This is a genomic window from Sulfitobacter sp. HGT1 (assembly GCF_013282155.1).
Lineage (GTDB): Bacteria > Pseudomonadota > Alphaproteobacteria > Rhodobacterales > Rhodobacteraceae > Sulfitobacter.
In genome coordinates, this window is record NZ_BLWI01000001.1 from 53975 (window position 1) to 69937 (window position 15963).

The following is a 15963-nucleotide window of genomic DNA, read 5'->3' on the forward strand; positions in this document are numbered from 1 at the left end:
ATGTCTGAAATCAAGTTTATGCGGGTTGCCGGGAATGCGGATTTGCCGTTACCCGGATATGAAACCGCTGGCGCGGCGGGGATGGATCTGCGGGCGTTTCTGCCTGAGGGGCCGATGGTGTTTGCAAAGGGCGATATCAAGCTGATTTCGACCGGGTTTCATGTTGAGCTGCCCCGCGGCACGGAAATGCAGATACGGCCACGTTCTGGCCTGGCGCTAAAGCACGGGTTTTTGATCCCCAATGCCCCCGGCACGGTAGACGAGGATTATCGCGGCGTGGTGATGGTGGGGCTGTACTATGTTGGCGATGCCCCGTTCGAGATACAGCATGGGGACAGGATTGCGCAGGCGGTGATTGCCCAAGTTACACGCTATGCCACGGCCGAGGTGACAGAATTGTCGGATAGTGAACGTGGGGCAGGCGGGTTCGGATCGACCGGCCTGAAATAGCAAGGGCCGGGCTTTTTGGGTTGGTGTCGGCGGAAAAATGCTTAGGTTGCGGATCTGTTGCAGCCACATAATCAGATGAATTCGGGGCCAGATGTTACTTGTTGTTATTCTTGCGGCCGTGATCTGGGGCGTCGGTGCCGCGATGGGCCGGTCGCGTGAGAGCCGGCTGAAACTGTTGGGCGTCTTGCTGGGCGCCGTGATTGGCGTGAATCTATTGCTGCCGGACGGGCATCCTTTGCGTGAAGCGACAGGTGCAACTGCGGCACCCTGGTTGCTTTTGACCGGATTCGTCTTGCTGGTTTTCGGCTATGGCTGGGGGGTGAAATATCTGCGTGGCCGGAGCGCAGCGGTTCAAGACACCCCGATCCCGCAATCGGGAAGTTTCTCGGAGACCGAACTGAACCGATATGCCCGCCATATCGTGCTGCGCGAGGTCGGCGGTGCCGGTCAAAAGGCGCTGAAAAACGCCAAGGTTCTGGTTGTCGGCGCCGGTGGTCTGGGCGCGCCGGTTTTGCAATATCTTGCAGCGGCTGGTGTCGGTACGATCGGGGTGATTGACGACGATGTGGTCGACAATGCGAACCTGCAACGTCAGGTCATTCACAAAGACCGCAACATCGGCATGCCCAAGGTGTTCTCGGCGCAGGCCGAGCTGGAGGCGCAGAACCCTTTCGTCACTGTGCACCCCTATAACCGCCGGTTGGACGATGACATCGCCGCCACCTTGATCGCTGAATACGATATCGTTCTGGACGGAACCGATAATTTCGACACCCGCTATCTGGTAAACCGTGCCTGCGTCGCTGCCGGTGTTCCGTTGGTCTCGGGCGCGCTGAGCCAATGGGAGGGTCAGCTGAGCGTCTTTGACCCTGCCAAGGGTGCGCCATGTTATCAATGTGTGTTTCCCCAAGCCCCCGCCGCCCATCTGGCACCGTCTTGTGCGCAGGCCGGGGTGATCGGGCCCTTGCCCGGCGTCATCGGGTCTATGATGGCGGTCGAGGCGATCAAGGTGATCACAGGGGCCGGTGCGCCGTTGCGTGGCCAGATGGTGATGTATGATGCGCTTTATGGGGAAAACCGCGTGATCGGTGTCAGCAAGCGCGATGATTGCCCGGTGTGTGGTACCCCATCTTAAATGCGGCACGGATCAAAAACAGCGCTACACTGATCACAGTCCAAATGAGGAGGAATTCATGAAACGATTCGCACTTGCCGCCGTTGTGGCCTTTGCTCCGCTTGCGGTATTCGCCGAAGGCGTGGCGCATAAGGTTGCCATTCACGTCGACCAAAATGACCCACAGGTGATGAACATGGCGCTGAATAACGCTGCAAACGTCGCCAGCTATTATGAAAGCCAAGGCGATACAGTCACCATTGAAATGGTGACCTATGGCCCCGGTCTGAACATGTTGATCGCTGACAAAAGCCCGGTCGCGCAACGTATTTCCGCGATGTCCCTGGAAATGGACAACATCAGTTTTTCGGCCTGTGCAAATACGATGGCCGGCATGAAGAAAAAGACAGGTCACGATGTTGTTTTGCTATCTGAGGCAACCGTTGTGCCCTCAGGTGTGGTTCGGTTGATCGAATTGCAAGAAGACGGGTTCGCATACGTGCGCCCATGAATAGTGACCGGCCCCAGGGTGTATCCATGTGCCCGGGGTCGGGTTTTCTACACGCCTAGACCCTTGTTATTTCGGTTTCGGAACGGGTTCCTGCATCCGCAACATGATAAGTCCCCTGACACTGCTGGATACGGCGGGTCATTTTTGCCCCCATTTTGCCTTTGGTCATGTCTGCGTATCCACGCAGACGATTGCAACCTTCCGCCCCGAACCCTACCTTGTTCGGCAAAGGAGAATACCATGACAAACCCCTTGCTTCAGGACTGGGATACGCCGTTTGAACTGGCCCCGTTTGACAAGATTTCAGACAGCAATTTCGAGCCCGCGCTGGATGAGGCGCTGACCACGCACCGCATGGAGATTGATGCGATCGCCAGCTGCGATGTCGCGCCGACATTCGGCAACACGATTGAGGCGCTGGAAGAGGCGGGCAGCCAGCTTGACCGCGTGCTGGGGGTGTTTTTCACCGTGGCGGGCGCAGACAGCAATCCGCTTCGCGAAGAATTGCAGCGCAGGTTTTCCCCGCTTCTGGCGGCGCATTTTTCCGAGATATCAAGCAACAAGGCATTGTTCGCCCGTGTGGCCGAGGTGTGGGCCAAGCGCGACAGCTTTGATTTGACCCCAGAGCAAGCCCGCGTGCTGATGCTGACCCATCGCGGGTTTGTACGCTCTGGTGCCGCCTTGGAAGGTGCCGAGGATGCGCGAATGAAGGAAATCAAGGGTCGGTTGGCGGTGCTTGGTACGCAATTCACCCAGAACCTTTTGGCAGATGAACGGTCATGGTTCATGAAGCTTGAGGAAGCCGACCTTGAGGGGTTGCCCGAGTTCGTCATTGACGCCGCGCGCAATGCGGGCGCGGAAAAAGACGCAGGCGGCCCGGTCATTACGCTGTCTCGGTCACTGATCGTGCCGTTCCTGCAATTCTCGCCCCGCCGCGACCTGCGCGAAAAGGCGTTTCTGGCGTGGCAGGCACGTGGAGCCAACGAGGGCGATACGGATAACCGCGCCATCGCCGCTGAAACACTGGCATTGCGCGAAGAACGCGCCAAGCTGCTGGGCTATAAGAATTTCGCAGCCTTCAAGTTGGAAACCGAAATGGCAAAGACGCCGGATGCCGTCCGGCAGTTGTTGATGGATGTGTGGGCCCCGGCCAAGGCGCAGGCCGAGGCGGATGGTGCCGTGCTGACTGAGATGATGCATGCGGATGGCGTGAACGCGGATCTGGCCCCCTGGGATTGGCGGTATTACGCGGAAAAACGGCGCATGGCCGAACATGACCTCGATGAAGCCGCGTTGAAACCGTATTTCCAGTTGGACCGTATGATTGACGCGGCCTTTAGCTGCGCCACGCGTTTGTTCTCTCTCGAATTCGCGCCCCTTGATGTGCCGCTCTATCATCCGGATTGTCGCGCCTGGGAAGTGACGCGGAACGGGAAGCATGTTGCCGTGTTCATCGGTGACTATTTCGCCCGCGGATCAAAGCGGTCGGGTGCGTGGTGTTCCGCCATGCGCGCTCAGGCCAAGTTCCCGGCCGAGCAATCGCCGATCGTGATCAACGTTTGCAACTTTGCCAAAGGGTCACCCGCACTTTTGTCCTATGACGATGCGCGGACCTTGTTTCACGAGTTCGGCCACGCATTGCATCAGATGTTGTCGAATGTAACCTATGAATCCGTGAGCGGGACATCGGTCGCCCGCGACTTTGTGGAGCTGCCAAGCCAGCTGTACGAGCACTGGCTGGAAGTGCCCGAGGTGCTGGGCGAATTTGCGGTCCACGCCAAAACCGGCGAAGCCATGCCCAAAGATATGCTGGACAAAGTTCTGGGTGCAGCCAACTTTGACATGGGATTTTCGACTGTAGAATATGTCGCGTCCGCCCTGGTTGACCTGGAGTTTCATGATGCGCCACCACCTGGCGATCCGATGGTCAAGCAGGCGGAAATTCTGGCGGGTTTGGGCATGCCACCCGCGATCACCATGCGCCATGCGACACCGCAATTCGCGCATGTCTTTTCCGGGGACGGATATTCCAGCGGATATTATAGCTATATGTGGTCCGAAGTGATGGATGCAGATGCGTTCCAGGCGTTCGAAGAAAAGGGAAATGCATTTGACCCCGAAAGGGCCAAGGCGCTCGAAGAGCATATCCTTTCCACAGGCGGCAGTCGCGACGCGGCAGAGCTCTATACGGCGTTTAGAGGGCGGTTGCCGGGTGTTGAGGCATTGCTGAAAGGGCGCGGGTTAATCGCGGCTTGAAAAAGAACTTTTTGCCTTCGGCGAGAGTTTAAGGGCAAAATGAAAAACGGGGCAGACCGCTCTGATTTCATTTTGCCAAATAAACTCAAATTCCACCCGCAAGGCAGGGGCCATCAATAGCCTAAAGTGCGATCGACCAGATGCAGGAAACCTTGGCCGGTTTCTCCGCGTTGGATGTTTTCGACGATCACCTGTGAGGCTGTCACGGCGCGGGTTTCTGCGGCGATATGGGGGGTCACGGTGACATGTGGATGTGCCCAGTAGGGATGCTCTGCGGGTAAGGGTTCGATACGGAACACGTCTAGGGTGGCATGTGCAATCTTGCCGCTATCAAGTGCGCCGATGAGCGCATCATCGTCGATCAAGGGTCCGCGGCCGGGGTTGATGATGAAGGCCCCATCCGGCATCGCTGCCAATGCGGCCTTGTTGATTATGTTTTCGGTCGCGGGCGTGTCGGGCAGCAAAAGCACCAGTATTTCGCTGCGTGCAAGGACGTCTTGCAGGCCCTGATCCCCGTGAAAGCATTTTACACCCGGTTCGGACTTGGCGCTGCGTGACCAGCCGGCCACATCGAACCCCAGATTGACGAGCGTTCTGGCGGTCTCGGCACCCAGTGCCCCCATGCCCAGAATGCCGACTTTGCGTTCCTGTGCGAGCGGCGGCGTGCGCGGTGTCCAGTCGGTGCCTGTGTGCAGAATGTCGATATCCAGCCCAAGGTGATAGCGCATGACGTGCCCGGTCACCCATTCGACCATCCCTTTGGTGAGGCCCGGGTCCACCATGCGGGCCAGCGGGATATGCAGCGTCGTGTTGCCGGTGATCTTTTCGACGCCTGCCCACAGGTTCAACACAGCTTTGGCGCGGGTGTAGGGGGTGAAATCCTGCAAGGTGCTGTTTGGGGCATAGACGATATAGTCGACTTCGGAAGGGGGGATATCCAGCTTTAGCTTCGCGGTAATCCCTGCTGCACGCAGCGCATCGCGCAAGGGTTGTTCATAGACCGTCCAGCGTTCGGGGCGTGCGGCGAATAGGATGTTCAGGGACATTCAGACCTACCTTGGGCGATGGACATGTGCGGATTGGACCAGCCCGAAGGCAAGCAAGAGAACAAGCATCGCCGAGCCGCCGTAGCTGACCAGTGGCAGTGGCACGCCCACGACGGGGGCCATGCCCATCACCATCGACATGTTGACCGCAAAGAACAAAAAGAAGTTCAGCGCAATGCCCAAGGTGAGCAGGGAGGAAAAGCGATCCTTGTTGATCACCGCAGCGGCGATGCAGAAAATGATGATCAGGGCATAGAGGCCCAGCAATGAAAAGCCACCGATGAACCCGAATTCTTCGGCCAGGGTGGTAAAGATGAAATCGGTGTGTTTCTCGGGCAGGAAGTTCAGGCGCGATTGCGTCCCTTGCATAAAGCCGCGCCCTGTCCAGCCACCTGATCCCAGGGCAATCTTGGATTGGGTGATGTGATACCCTGCGCCCAACGGGTCTGTGCTGGGGTCAATAAAGGTGTCGATCCGGCGGAACTGATAATCCTTGAGCAATTGCCACGGCGTTCCGCGCGACTGAAATACGGCGGTGACCAAGCCGATACCTGCCGTGATGACGACGGCAAAATAGGCCCAATGCACGCCGGCTAGAAACATGAGCCCGCCGCCTGCGAACATCAGCAAAAGCGCGGTGCCAAGATCGGGCTGCTTGAGCACCAGGGCCGTGGGGACAAGGATCATGACGATCGGAATGAATACCCAGATCGGGCGCGATGTCCGCTTGGCGGGCAGCCAGTCGTAATAGGCGGCCAGCATCATCACCAAGGTGATCTTCATCAGTTCCGAGGGTTGCAGCCGGAACGACCCCAATTCGATCCAGCGCTGTGCGCCCATTCCGACAGACCCGAAAAGTTCAACCCCGATGAGCAGCACCACCGTCCCGAGATAGGCAACGCCAGCAAGGTTGCGCCACATCCAGATGGGCACCATGCCAACCGCGATCATCAAGCTAAGCCCGAGGGCAAAGCGTTTCATCTGCGGTTCGGCCCAAGGTGTGAAGGTGCCCCCCGCGACGGAATAGAGCATCAGGAAACCGACACAGGACACGGCGATCAGCAAGATCGTCAGCGGCCAGTTCAGGTGCAGTATTTTCCGCAATCCCGTGGGGACGTGTTTGACGGTATATTCAAGATAACTCATGCCTGATCTTTACCCTTAATCGTGGCCTGAGGCTGCACGTCACGCAGTTCCTTTTGTTGCGCGGCAATTCTGCCCCTATCGGCTGTAGGGTAAGCATCCAGGGGCGGCTCTCCGTCATAGAGCGCTTGCAACAGGACGTCGCGGGCAATGGGTGCGGCGGCGGTCGATCCGCCCCCGCCATGTTCGACCAGAACAGAGACGGCATAGCGCGGTTTGTCTGAGGGGGCAAAGGCCACGAAAAGCGCGTGGTCGCGGCGTTCCCATGGCAGGTCCTCGTTTCGGCTTACACCGCGTGCGCGTTCGGCCGTGGTAATATTTCGCACCTGACTTGTACCGGTCTTGCCGGCCATCCGCATGCCTTCGGCAATGATGCGGGACCGGTACCCGGTCCCCCTGCGATCATTGACGACCACATGCATCCCCTTGCGAATTTTGCGCAGGTTGTTTTCGTTCATCCCCAGCGGTTCGCCCCCGCCCGAGGGTTGTTCAATGCCGTCGATGGATTTGATGAGGCGCGGCGTAACCATGCGGTTTGTGGCCATCCGCGCCGTCATCACCGCCAATTGCAACGGCGAGCTGAGGGTAAACCCCTGACCGATCGAGGCGTTGACGGTGTCGCCGATCACCCAGTCCGCGCCGCGGGTTGTGGCTTTCCATTCTTTGGTGGGCGCAAGGCCGGCCGCCACTGAGGACAGGGGCAGGTCGTGACGGATGCCCAGACCGAACCGCTTGGCGATTTCCGATATCTTCTCGATCCCGACTTTGAGCGCCAGATCATAGTAATAAACGTCACACGACTGCTTGAGCGAGTTTTCAAGATCGACCCACCCATGACCGGCACGCTTCCAGCAATGGAACTTGCGGCCCCCGACCTCGAGGTGACCGGGGCAATAGACGGTTTCGTCTGGCCCGATGATACCTTCCTCCAAGGCCGCCATCGCGACGACCATTTTATAGGTCGAACCGGGCGGATAGGTGCCTTGGACAGTTTTGTTCACCAGCGGGCGGTACTTCGATTCAAGCATCGGATTGTAATCGGCCGATGAAATGCCGCCGATGAACAGGTTCGGATCATAGCTGGGCGAGGACGCGTTCGCCACCAGATCACCGTTTTCGCAATCAATGATAACGACCGCAGCGCTTTCGTTGCCAAGCCGTGCCTGAACATAGTTTTGCAGCTTGGAATCGATGGTCAGCTGGATGTCGGCACCTGATTGGCCTTCGCGCCGGGACAGTTCGCGCATCACACGGCCTGTTGCGTTCACCTCGACCTGCTTTGTGCCAGCGACCCCGCGCAGCAACCCTTCCTCGCGGGCTTCGACATTAATGCGGCCGATTTGAAAGCGGGGGATGCGCAGCACGGCATCGGGTATTTCCTGAGCATCCAGATCGGATTGGCTCACGCGGCCGACGCGCCCGACGATATGGGCAAAATCCGACCCGCGCGGATAGACCCGTGTCAGGCCGACCTCTGGGCTGACACCGGGCAATGCGGGGGCATTCACGGAAACGCGGCTCAGGTCATCCCAGCTGACGTTATCGGCCACGGTGACCGGCAAGAACCGTTCGGCGGCTTTTACCTCGGCAATGGCGCGGTCCCGCGCTTCGGGGTCCAGCCGGAGGACTTTGGCCAGCCGGTGCATCACCTCTTCGACATCGCCGACTTCCTCGCGGACCATGACAATGCGGTAGGACGGGACGTTCTGGGCCAGTTGCACACCATTGCGGTCGAAAATTTCGCCGCGTGTCGGAGGGATCAGGCGGATGTTGATCCGGTTTTCTTCGGCCAGCAGCAAATATTGATCGGCCTGATCGACCTGGAGATAGTTCATGCGTGCAGCAAGGCCGCCCATGAACAGCAATTGCACGCCGCCCAACAGTGCGGCACGGCGGCTCAGCTTGGCTTGGCTGGCGTCTGATTCTGCTCTGCTGCGTCTCATTCCAGTCTCCTCACGCGCGGCCGCCGATGCTGTCGAAATCGCCCGGTGTCGCTTTGCGCACGCCCATGAAAACATGGGTGATCAAAACCACAACGGGATAGATCAAAACCGTCAATGCCAGCTCGATCAGGCTTAGCTTCAGGTCGGGCCGCGGGACCAGTACCAATGATAGCACTATGCGGTTCAACAGCAAAATCGCGAAAAGCCAAATTGTCACTGCCACCCATTCAGGCCCAAAGCTACTGTCGCGCAATGTTCGCCCGCGCAGCTTCAGGTTCTCGCACGCGATCAACGCCAGCAAGGCCCAAAGCCCCGGGGGGCGTTGAAGCAGCAGATCGGTCAGCAAAAATATGGCACACAGCAAGACCGCAGGCACATAATCAGGCCGCCGCACGGACCATGCAAAGGCAAAGGCGATCAGAAAATCAGGCGCAATAAGGTACCGCGCGCCGCTTTGGTTCAGCAAATCGCGCAACCGCGCCTCGGCGGGGTCGATGCTGGCCAGTGGCGGCAGCAGATCAACCTGAAACAAGGCCACAGGTTGGGTTTCAATCGGCAAAAGGTGGAAAAACAACAAGATCAACGCAAGCAGCAAGAACACCGCGCGCATCATCCACAGGCGAAGAGGCGACAGCGTATCCATTATTCGCCAGGGGGCACGGGGATAGCCGGAGCCACGGCGGGCAAACGACCATCCAGAATGACAGAGCCCCCTTCGGTCACCGTTTCGGCACCGTGATCGCGCAACACCCGCAAGAATTCCAGCCGCTCAAAGTCGGCAGCAAGCCGCACGCGCAACCGCCCTCCGGGATCAGCCGCAACTTGGCCGATCAACAGACCCGCGGGAAAAACACCCCCGTCGCCCGAGCTGATTACACGGTCGCCGGGACGCACAAGATCGGGGTTTTCCAGAAAATCAATCGGCGGTGCCGAGGAGTTATCGCCCGCAATGATCGCGCGTTGGCCCGAAGGCTGGATCGTTGCGGGGATACGGCTGGACGTGTCGGTTACCAGAATGACCCGTGCGGTGTCTTGCCCGACCCCCGATATCCGCCCGACAAGGCCGATGCCATCAACAGTGGCCCAGCCTTCGACGATGCCGTCCCGTGCGCCGACGTTCAGCAATACCGATTGCCGGAAAGGCGAGCCGGAATCGGCCAGCACCACGCCGGTGATATAGGTCAAACGCGGATCAAGCCGCACCTTGTTCAGGTCCAGCAAGCGCGCGTTTTCCTGTTCAAGCTGAAGGGCGGCTTCCTTCCAAGTCTGCATCTTGCGCAGTTCGGACCGCAGTTCCTGGTTTTGCACAGTCAGCCGCTGATAGCTTTGATAGTCGCGCAGCAGGTTCACGGCACCGGTTACCGGGGCCATGGCCCAATCCAGATTGGGCACGATCCTGTCAGTGATTTGTGCGCGAAACCGCTCAACACGCGGGCTGTCTATCCGCCACAAAAGGAACACGCCAAACAGCAGCAAAATCAGCACAGCCATCATGATCCGGCGCAAGGGCCGGCCAAAATCGTTGGAGGATGATCTGTCTATGGCCATGTCGTGACGTGTATCCTGCCTGTTGGGCAGGGCCGTCCTGCCGCTGGTCGGGCTTTGGTAAACTGTGCCTGATTAGCTGTCGTAGTCGATGGCATGGCGCAGTTGTTTTTCGTACTCCAGCGCTTTGCCGGTGCCCAAGGCCACACAATTTAGCGGCTCGTCAGCGACCGAGATCGCCAGACCGGTCTGCTCGCGCAGCGCCAGATCCAGATCGCCCAGCAACGCGCCACCACCGGTCAGCATCACGCCCCGGTCAACGATATCGGCGGCAAGGTCGGGTGGTGTTGTCTCAAGCGCGGTCATGACGGCTTCGCAGATTTGCTGCACGGGTTCGGCCAGCGCCTCGGCGATTTGCGCTTGGGTCACTTCGATTTCCTTGGGGACACCGTTCAACAGGTCGCGCCCGCGAATTTGCATCGATGTGCCGCGCCCGTCGTCGGGCATGCGGGCTGTACCGATAGATGTCTTGATGCGTTCGGCGGTAATTTCACCCACCAGCAGGTTTTGCTGACGGCGCAGGTAGCTGATGATCGCCTCGTCCATGCGGTCACCACCGACGCGAACGGAACGCGCGTAAACGATGTCGCCCAGCGACAGAACCGCAACTTCGGTCGTACCACCACCGATATCGACAACCATGTTACCGGTTGGGTCGGTGATCGGCATGCCCGCACCAATCGCAGCAGCAATCGGTTCGGCAATCAAACCGGCGCGGCGCGCACCAGCCGACAGAACCGACTGACGGATCGCGCGCTTTTCAACGGGTGTAGCACCATGCGGCACGCACACGATGATCTTGGGCTTGGAGAAGGTCGAGCGTTTGTGCACCTTGCGGATGAAGTGCTTGATCATTTCCTCGGCGGTATCAAAGTCGGCAATCACGCCTTCGCGCATCGGACGTATCGCTTCGATGCTGCCCGGTGTCCGGCCCAGCATCAGCTTGGCGTCTTCGCCCACGGCCAGTACTTTTTTAACGCCGTCCTTGACGTGATAGGCCACAACGGAAGGTTCAGACAAAACGATGCCCTTGCCTTTGACGTAGACCAGCGTGTTCGCCGTCCCAAGGTCAATCGCCATATCGGATGAAAACAAACCACGGAATTGATCAAATATGGACATGAGCAGTAGAACCTTGCAAAAAATCTTATTGGCCCGGCGACTCTGATCAGAGGCGGGCTGTTTGGTGTATAGGACGATGCGCCCCAAGACGAAAGGGGGGTTGACTATCCGGGTGGCATGATGCCGCCACTGCGCTAGTATTTCAGGGAATAGGTCAAATCAGGGGAAAGAAAATGCAGAAAATCCAAGTACTCGGGGTCCATCACATCACGTTGATGGGGGCGGACCGTCAGACAAGCATTGATTTCTGGGAAGGGCTGCTGGGGATGCCGTTCATCTTTGACCAACCCAATCTGGACAACCCCGAAGAGGGGCATTTGTATTTCGATCCCGGCGACGGGCGCTTGATCACGATCTTCAGCAATGAAAACCGCAAGCCTGTTCACAGCCGCACCCCCACCGATGCGGGTTGCGTGCATCACGTTGCATTCGAGGTGGACCGCGCCATGTTCGATCAAGTGCTGGAGCGGCTCAAAGAACGCGGCATCGGCAATTCAGGCATCAAGGATCGCGGCTTTATGCATTCGATCTATTTCAAAGACCCGCTTGGGTTCCTGATCGAACTGGCCTGCTATACCTTCATCCCGCCGCGCGGATCGTCCCATGCCGAGGTGATGCTGGAGGCGCATAAACTGCGCGTTGCCCGTGGGGACCACCACATCGAACGCCAGCATCTGGCCGATGCAACGGTGATGATCGTGGAGCGGTCGCAACGGTCGCTGTCGGACGACCGGACGCCAAAAAACCCATACTAAAAGAAAAAGGCAGGGTCGAAACCCTGCCTGATCTTATCAACCAGCGTCTTTATAGCTGATTTCGCGTTTGTCGGTGCCGCCTCTTTCGCGGCGCACCAGCAAACGGTTGAGCGCGTGAATATAGGCTTGGGCTGAACTGACGACTGTATCCGTGTTGGCGGCCTGCCCGGTCACGATGCGCCCGTCTTCCTCAAGCCGGACGGACACGGTCGCCTGCGCATCGGTGCCTTCGGTGACGGCGTGCACTTGATACAGTTGCAGGCGGGCGTTGTGATCAACCAAGGCTTTGATGCATTTGAACGACGCATCAACGGGGCCATCGCCGGTCTGTTCGGTGCTGAGTTCGGCCCCATCCACGGTCAGGGTCATCTTGGCCACGTTCGGCCCCTCGGTGCCGCAGACAACATGCATCGACTTCAGCTTGATCCGGTCGCTTTCAGGGTCTGCCGCTGTGCGCATCAAGGCAATCAGGTCTTCGTCATAGATTTCCTTTTTGCGATCGGCGAGTTCCTTGAACCGTACAAAGACGTCCTTGAGCTGGTTGTCGCCCAATTCGTAGCCAAGGTTTTCGAGCTTGGAGCGCAACGCGGCGCGGCCCGAATGTTTGCCCATGACGATATTGGTTTCGGTCAGGCCCACATCTTCGGGGCGCATGATCTCGAATGTTTCGGCGTTTTTCAGCATCCCGTCCTGGTGGATGCCGCTTTCGTGGGCAAAGGCGTTCTTGCCGACGATGGCCTTGTTGAACTGCACCGCAAAGCCCGACACGGTCGCAACACGGCGCGAGATGTTCATCAGCTTGGTGCTGTCCACGCCCGTCTGATAGGGCATGATGTCGTTGCGCACCTTCATGGCCATCACGACTTCTTCCAGCGCGGTGTTGCCAGCGCGTTCGCCAAGCCCGTTGATGGTACATTCGATCTGACGGGCACCCGCCTCGACGGCGGCAAGGCTGTTGGCGGTCGCCATACCAAGGTCGTTGTGGCAATGGGTAGCAAAGATGATCTCGTCCGCGCCGGGCACGTTTTCCAGCAGCTTGCGGATCAATTCGGCGCTTTCGCGCGGCGCGGTATAGCCGACGGTGTCGGGGATGTTGATTGTGGTCGCCCCCGCCTTGATCGCGATTTCGACGGTGCGGTACAGATAATCCAGCTCTGTCCGGGTGGCATCCATCGGGGACCATTGCACGTTGTCACACAGATTGCGCGCATGGGTGACGGTCTCGTGAATCCGCTCGGCCATTTCATCCATGGTGAGGTTCGGAATGGCGCGGTGCAGCGGCGAGGTGCCGATAAATGTGTGAATGCGTGGTTGGGCTGCGTGCTTCACGGCATCCCAGCAGCGGTCGATATCGCCAAGCTGCGCACGGGCCAGACCGCAGATCACCGAATTCTTCGACAGTTTTGCAATCTCGCTGACGGCGGCAAAGTCACCCTCGGAAGCGATGGGGAAGCCGGCTTCGATGATATCGACGCCCATTTCGTCCAGCAGGCCGGCGATTTCGATCTTTTCGGCATGGGTCATGGTTGCACCGGGCGATTGTTCGCCATCGCGCAACGTCGTGTCAAAGATCAAGACGCGGTCTTGTTTGGTCGTATCGGTCATGTTTTGGGTTCTTTCATTCTGCTTTTCAAATCCTTGGCGCGCTGCACATCCCTCTGAGCGGGCGCGCCGGATGGCACGCTCAGAGGCGGATTAGCAGGAGTAGGTTTGCACACAGCGACGGCGCGCTGGCGCGCGTCAGGGTCGGTGTATGATCAGCATAAGTCATGGGGCACGTTATACTGCTGCGAACCCAAATGGGAAGAGTTTTTTGGCTCGTTTCGATTGGCGATATTGAAGGGCGCAGTTTGCCTGCTACTTGAGGTCTATGAAACAGATTTTGATTATTGGCGCGTCAGGCGGGGTCGGATCGGCTCTGGCGGCTGCATATACGGCACGTGGTGATCAGGTGACGGGCCTGTCGCGGTCGGTTGACGGATTGGACCTGACGGACGAGGCGAGCGTCGAGGCGCATATCGGCGCGCTGGATGGCCCCTTTGATGTGGTCATCGTCACGTCTGGCGCGCTTGAGATTGACGGGGCAGAGCCGGAAAAGACCATCAAATCCATCACTCAAAAGGCGATGATGGACCAGTTTGCGCTGAACGCGGTTGGCCCTGCGCTGGTCTTGCGCCATGCGCCCGACCTTTTGCGCCGCGACGGGCGTGGCGTTTTTGCGGTGCTGTCGGCACGGGTTGGGTCGATTGGCGACAACAGGATCGGTGGTTGGATCAGCTATCGCAGCGCCAAGGCGGCGGTGAACCAGATTGTGCATACCAGCGCCATCGAACTGGCGCGGTCGCACAAGCAAAGCATTTGCGTGGCGCTGCATCCCGGAACGGTCAAGACGCCATTCACCGAAAAATACCTTGCCCGCCATCCTGCGGTCGCAGCATCGGAGGCGGCGGAAAACCTAATGTCGGTGATCGACGGTTTGACGCCTGAACAGACGGGTCAGTTCTTTGACTGGGCCGGAAAGGTAGTGCCATGGTAGCGCGGCTGGTTCTGGTCCTTGGTGACCAACTGTCGGAAGGGCTGAGCGCGCTGCGCGCGGCAGATAAGGCTCGCGACACCATCGTCATGGCCGAGGTCACGGACGAGGCCAGCTATGTCAAACACCACCCCAAAAAGATCGCGCTGATCTTTGCCGCGATGCGCAAATTCGCCCGCGCGCTGGAGGAGGACGGCTGGACAGTTGCCTATACGCAGCTGGATGATACGGAAAATGCAGGCTCTATCGTGGGGGAATTGCTGCGCCGTGCCGAACAGACCGGCGCGACCGAGGTGCTGGCGACAGAGCCGGGCGAATGGCGGCTGATCGACAAGCTGAAATACGCGCCCCTGAAGGTCGAGGTTCTGCCCGACGATCATTTTTTGGCATCACATTCGGAATTCGAAGGATGGGCAGACGGGCGCAAAGCGCTGCGGATGGAATATTTCTACCGCGAGATGCGGCGCAAGACCGGCCTTTTGATGGAGGGCGACAAGCCCGCTGGCGACAAGTGGAATTTCGACCACGACAACCGCAAGGCCGCGCCGGATGATGTTACCGTCGATGGCCCCCTGCAATTTGAACCTGACGCCATCACCCGCGAGGTGCTGGATCTGGTGGCGGCGCGTTTCGGCGATCACTTTGGCGATCTGGAGCCGTTCTGGTTTGCCACAACGCGGGCCGAGGCATTGCAGGCGCTGGATCATTTCATCGAACACGCGTTGCCCCGGTTCGGCGACTATCAAGACGCGATGCTGAACGAGAACCAGTTTCTGTACCATGCCGTCATTTCGCCCTACCTGAACATCGGCCTGCTTGGCCCGCTCGAGGTGTGCGAGGCGGCAGCGGCAGCCTATGCAAAGGGCAACGCGCCGATCAACGCCGTCGAAGGGTTCATCCGGCAGATCATCGGCTGGCGCGAGTATGTGCGCGGCATCTATTTCCTTGAGGGGCCTGACTACACGCAGCGCAATGTGCTGGGCCACACGCGCGACTTGCCGTGGTTCTATTGGGGCGGCGAAACGCGCATGAACTGTGTTTCAAAGGCTGTGGCACAGACCAAAAGCCAAGCCTATGCGCATCATATCCAGCGGCTGATGGTGACCGGCAATTTTGCCTTGCTGGCGGGGATTGATCCGCATCAGGTGCATGAATGGTATCTGGCGGTCTATGCCGATGCGTTTGAATGGGTCGAGGCCCCCAATACCGTGGGGATGAGCCAATTCGCCGATGGCGGTGTCATCGCGTCAAAGCCCTATGTGTCGTCGGGGGCCTACATCAACCGGATGTCAGACCACTGCAAGACGTGCCACTATTCTGTCAGCGCCAAGACAGGGGAAAAGGCCTGTCCGTTCAACCTGCTTTACTGGCATTTTCTGGACCGGCACAGGGACCGGTTTTCGGGCAATGCGCGGATGGGGAATATGTACCGGACGTGGGACCGGATGGCTGCCGAAAAGCGCGAGACGGTTCTGGCGGAAGGGGATGCGCTGTTGAAGCGGCTGGACGCGGGCGAGGTGATCTAGGCCGATGGTGTTCCGGAAG

The 15963-nt window shown here is 58.8% G+C and carries 14 protein-coding genes; 7 read left to right on the forward strand and 7 right to left on the reverse strand.

The genetic code is table 11. The features are described from left to right. The 4 genes from dut (at position 1) to HGT1_RS00295 (ending at position 4331) form a co-directional block, all read left to right on the forward strand. Entirely contained in the window at positions 1 to 450 is a 450-nt protein-coding gene (gene dut / locus HGT1_RS00280) for a dUTP diphosphatase (protein ID WP_176247981.1), read from the forward strand. A 91-nt stretch (positions 451 to 541) separates the two neighbouring features. After that, positions 542 to 1585 (forward strand): molybdopterin-synthase adenylyltransferase MoeB, encoded by a 1044-nt coding sequence (locus tag HGT1_RS00285; protein WP_176247982.1) that lies wholly within the window; start codon positions 542 to 544, stop codon positions 1583 to 1585. 58 nt (positions 1586 to 1643) lie between these two features. Beyond that, positions 1644 to 2075, forward strand: a complete 432-nt coding sequence (locus tag HGT1_RS00290) for a DsrE family protein (protein WP_176247983.1) — start codon at positions 1644 to 1646, stop codon at positions 2073 to 2075. A 240-nt stretch (positions 2076 to 2315) separates the two neighbouring features. After that, entirely contained in the window at positions 2316 to 4331 is a 2016-nt protein-coding gene (locus HGT1_RS00295; protein ID WP_176247984.1) for a M3 family metallopeptidase, read from the forward strand. 113 nt (positions 4332 to 4444) lie between these two features. Here the strand turns inward: HGT1_RS00295 and HGT1_RS00300 are convergent, their stop codons facing one another. The 6 genes from HGT1_RS00300 to HGT1_RS00325 form a co-directional block, all read right to left on the reverse strand. Beyond that, entirely contained in the window at positions 4445 to 5377 is a 933-nt protein-coding gene (locus HGT1_RS00300; protein WP_176247985.1) for a glyoxylate/hydroxypyruvate reductase A, read from the reverse strand. Between the two features lie 6 nt (positions 5378 to 5383). Continuing rightward, positions 5384 to 6523, reverse strand: coding sequence for a rod shape-determining protein RodA (gene rodA / locus HGT1_RS00305; protein ID WP_176247986.1), 1140 nt, complete (start codon positions 6521 to 6523; stop codon positions 5384 to 5386). Beyond that, positions 6520 to 8463, reverse strand: a complete 1944-nt coding sequence (gene mrdA / locus HGT1_RS00310) for a penicillin-binding protein 2 (RefSeq protein WP_176247987.1) — start codon at positions 8461 to 8463, stop codon at positions 6520 to 6522. The genes rodA and mrdA overlap by 4 nt, the downstream gene beginning before the upstream one ends. Before the next feature lie 10 nt (positions 8464 to 8473). Further along, the gene (locus tag HGT1_RS00315) at positions 8474 to 9106 is read right to left on the reverse strand and encodes a rod shape-determining protein MreD (RefSeq protein WP_255200044.1); all 633 of its coding nucleotides are present in this window, start codon (positions 9104 to 9106) and stop codon (positions 8474 to 8476) included. Continuing rightward, on the reverse strand, positions 9106 to 10011 hold the full coding sequence (mreC, locus tag HGT1_RS00320) for a rod shape-determining protein MreC (protein ID WP_176247988.1): 906 nt from the start codon (positions 10009 to 10011) through the stop codon (positions 9106 to 9108). Before mreC ends, HGT1_RS00315 begins: the two co-directional genes overlap by 1 nt. Positions 10012 to 10083: 72 nt before the next feature. Then, the gene (locus tag HGT1_RS00325; RefSeq protein WP_295512451.1) at positions 10084 to 11130 is read right to left on the reverse strand and encodes a rod shape-determining protein; all 1047 of its coding nucleotides are present in this window, start codon (positions 11128 to 11130) and stop codon (positions 10084 to 10086) included. Positions 11131 to 11303: 173 nt separating this feature from the next. Between HGT1_RS00325 and HGT1_RS00330 the strand changes: the two genes are divergently transcribed. Continuing rightward, on the forward strand, positions 11304 to 11885 hold the full coding sequence (locus tag HGT1_RS00330) for a VOC family protein (RefSeq protein ID WP_176247989.1): 582 nt from the start codon (positions 11304 to 11306) through the stop codon (positions 11883 to 11885). A gap of 36 nt (positions 11886 to 11921) precedes the next feature. On the opposite strand, the gene HGT1_RS00335 is transcribed toward HGT1_RS00330, so the two are convergent. Further along, positions 11922 to 13490 carry a 2-isopropylmalate synthase gene (locus tag HGT1_RS00335; protein WP_176247990.1) on the reverse strand — a complete coding sequence of 523 codons (1569 nt, stop codon included), beginning with the start codon at positions 13488 to 13490 and terminating at the stop codon, positions 11922 to 11924. Between the two features lie 265 nt (positions 13491 to 13755). Here HGT1_RS00335 and HGT1_RS00340 point away from each other — a divergent pair, with 265 nt between their 5' ends. Together HGT1_RS00340 and HGT1_RS00345 are read left to right on the forward strand one after the other, a co-directional pair. Further along, positions 13756 to 14421, forward strand: a complete 666-nt coding sequence (locus HGT1_RS00340) for an SDR family NAD(P)-dependent oxidoreductase (protein ID WP_176247991.1) — start codon at positions 13756 to 13758, stop codon at positions 14419 to 14421. Continuing rightward, entirely contained in the window at positions 14415 to 15944 is a 1530-nt protein-coding gene (locus tag HGT1_RS00345) for a cryptochrome/photolyase family protein (protein WP_176247992.1), read from the forward strand. Before HGT1_RS00340 ends, HGT1_RS00345 begins: the two co-directional genes overlap by 7 nt. Positions 15945 to 15963: the final 19 nt, after the last annotated feature.

Coding starts and splice junctions, on each gene's coding strand:
- rodA (WP_176247986.1), bottom strand. CDS start 6,523: ATGAGTTATCTTGAATATACCGTCAAACACGTCCCCACGGGATTGCGG.
- HGT1_RS00335 (WP_176247990.1), bottom strand. CDS start 13,490: ATGACCGATACGACCAAACAAGACCGCGTCTTGATCTTTGACACGACG.
- mrdA (WP_176247987.1), bottom strand. CDS start 8,463: ATGAGACGCAGCAGAGCAGAATCAGACGCCAGCCAAGCCAAGCTGAGC.
- HGT1_RS00345 (WP_176247992.1), top strand. CDS start 14,415: ATGGTAGCGCGGCTGGTTCTGGTCCTTGGTGACCAACTGTCGGAAGGG.
- HGT1_RS00300 (WP_176247985.1), bottom strand. CDS start 5,377: ATGTCCCTGAACATCCTATTCGCCGCACGCCCCGAACGCTGGACGGTC.
- dut (WP_176247981.1), top strand. CDS start 1: ATGTCTGAAATCAAGTTTATGCGGGTTGCCGGGAATGCGGATTTGCCG.
- HGT1_RS00325 (WP_295512451.1), bottom strand. CDS start 11,130: ATGTCCATATTTGATCAATTCCGTGGTTTGTTTTCATCCGATATGGCG.
- HGT1_RS00295 (WP_176247984.1), top strand. CDS start 2,316: ATGACAAACCCCTTGCTTCAGGACTGGGATACGCCGTTTGAACTGGCC.
- HGT1_RS00285 (WP_176247982.1), top strand. CDS start 542: ATGTTACTTGTTGTTATTCTTGCGGCCGTGATCTGGGGCGTCGGTGCC.
- HGT1_RS00315 (WP_255200044.1), bottom strand. CDS start 9,106: ATGGATACGCTGTCGCCTCTTCGCCTGTGGATGATGCGCGCGGTGTTC.
- HGT1_RS00330 (WP_176247989.1), top strand. CDS start 11,304: ATGCAGAAAATCCAAGTACTCGGGGTCCATCACATCACGTTGATGGGG.
- HGT1_RS00290 (WP_176247983.1), top strand. CDS start 1,644: ATGAAACGATTCGCACTTGCCGCCGTTGTGGCCTTTGCTCCGCTTGCG.
- HGT1_RS00340 (WP_176247991.1), top strand. CDS start 13,756: ATGAAACAGATTTTGATTATTGGCGCGTCAGGCGGGGTCGGATCGGCT.
- mreC (WP_176247988.1), bottom strand. CDS start 10,011: ATGGCCATAGACAGATCATCCTCCAACGATTTTGGCCGGCCCTTGCGC.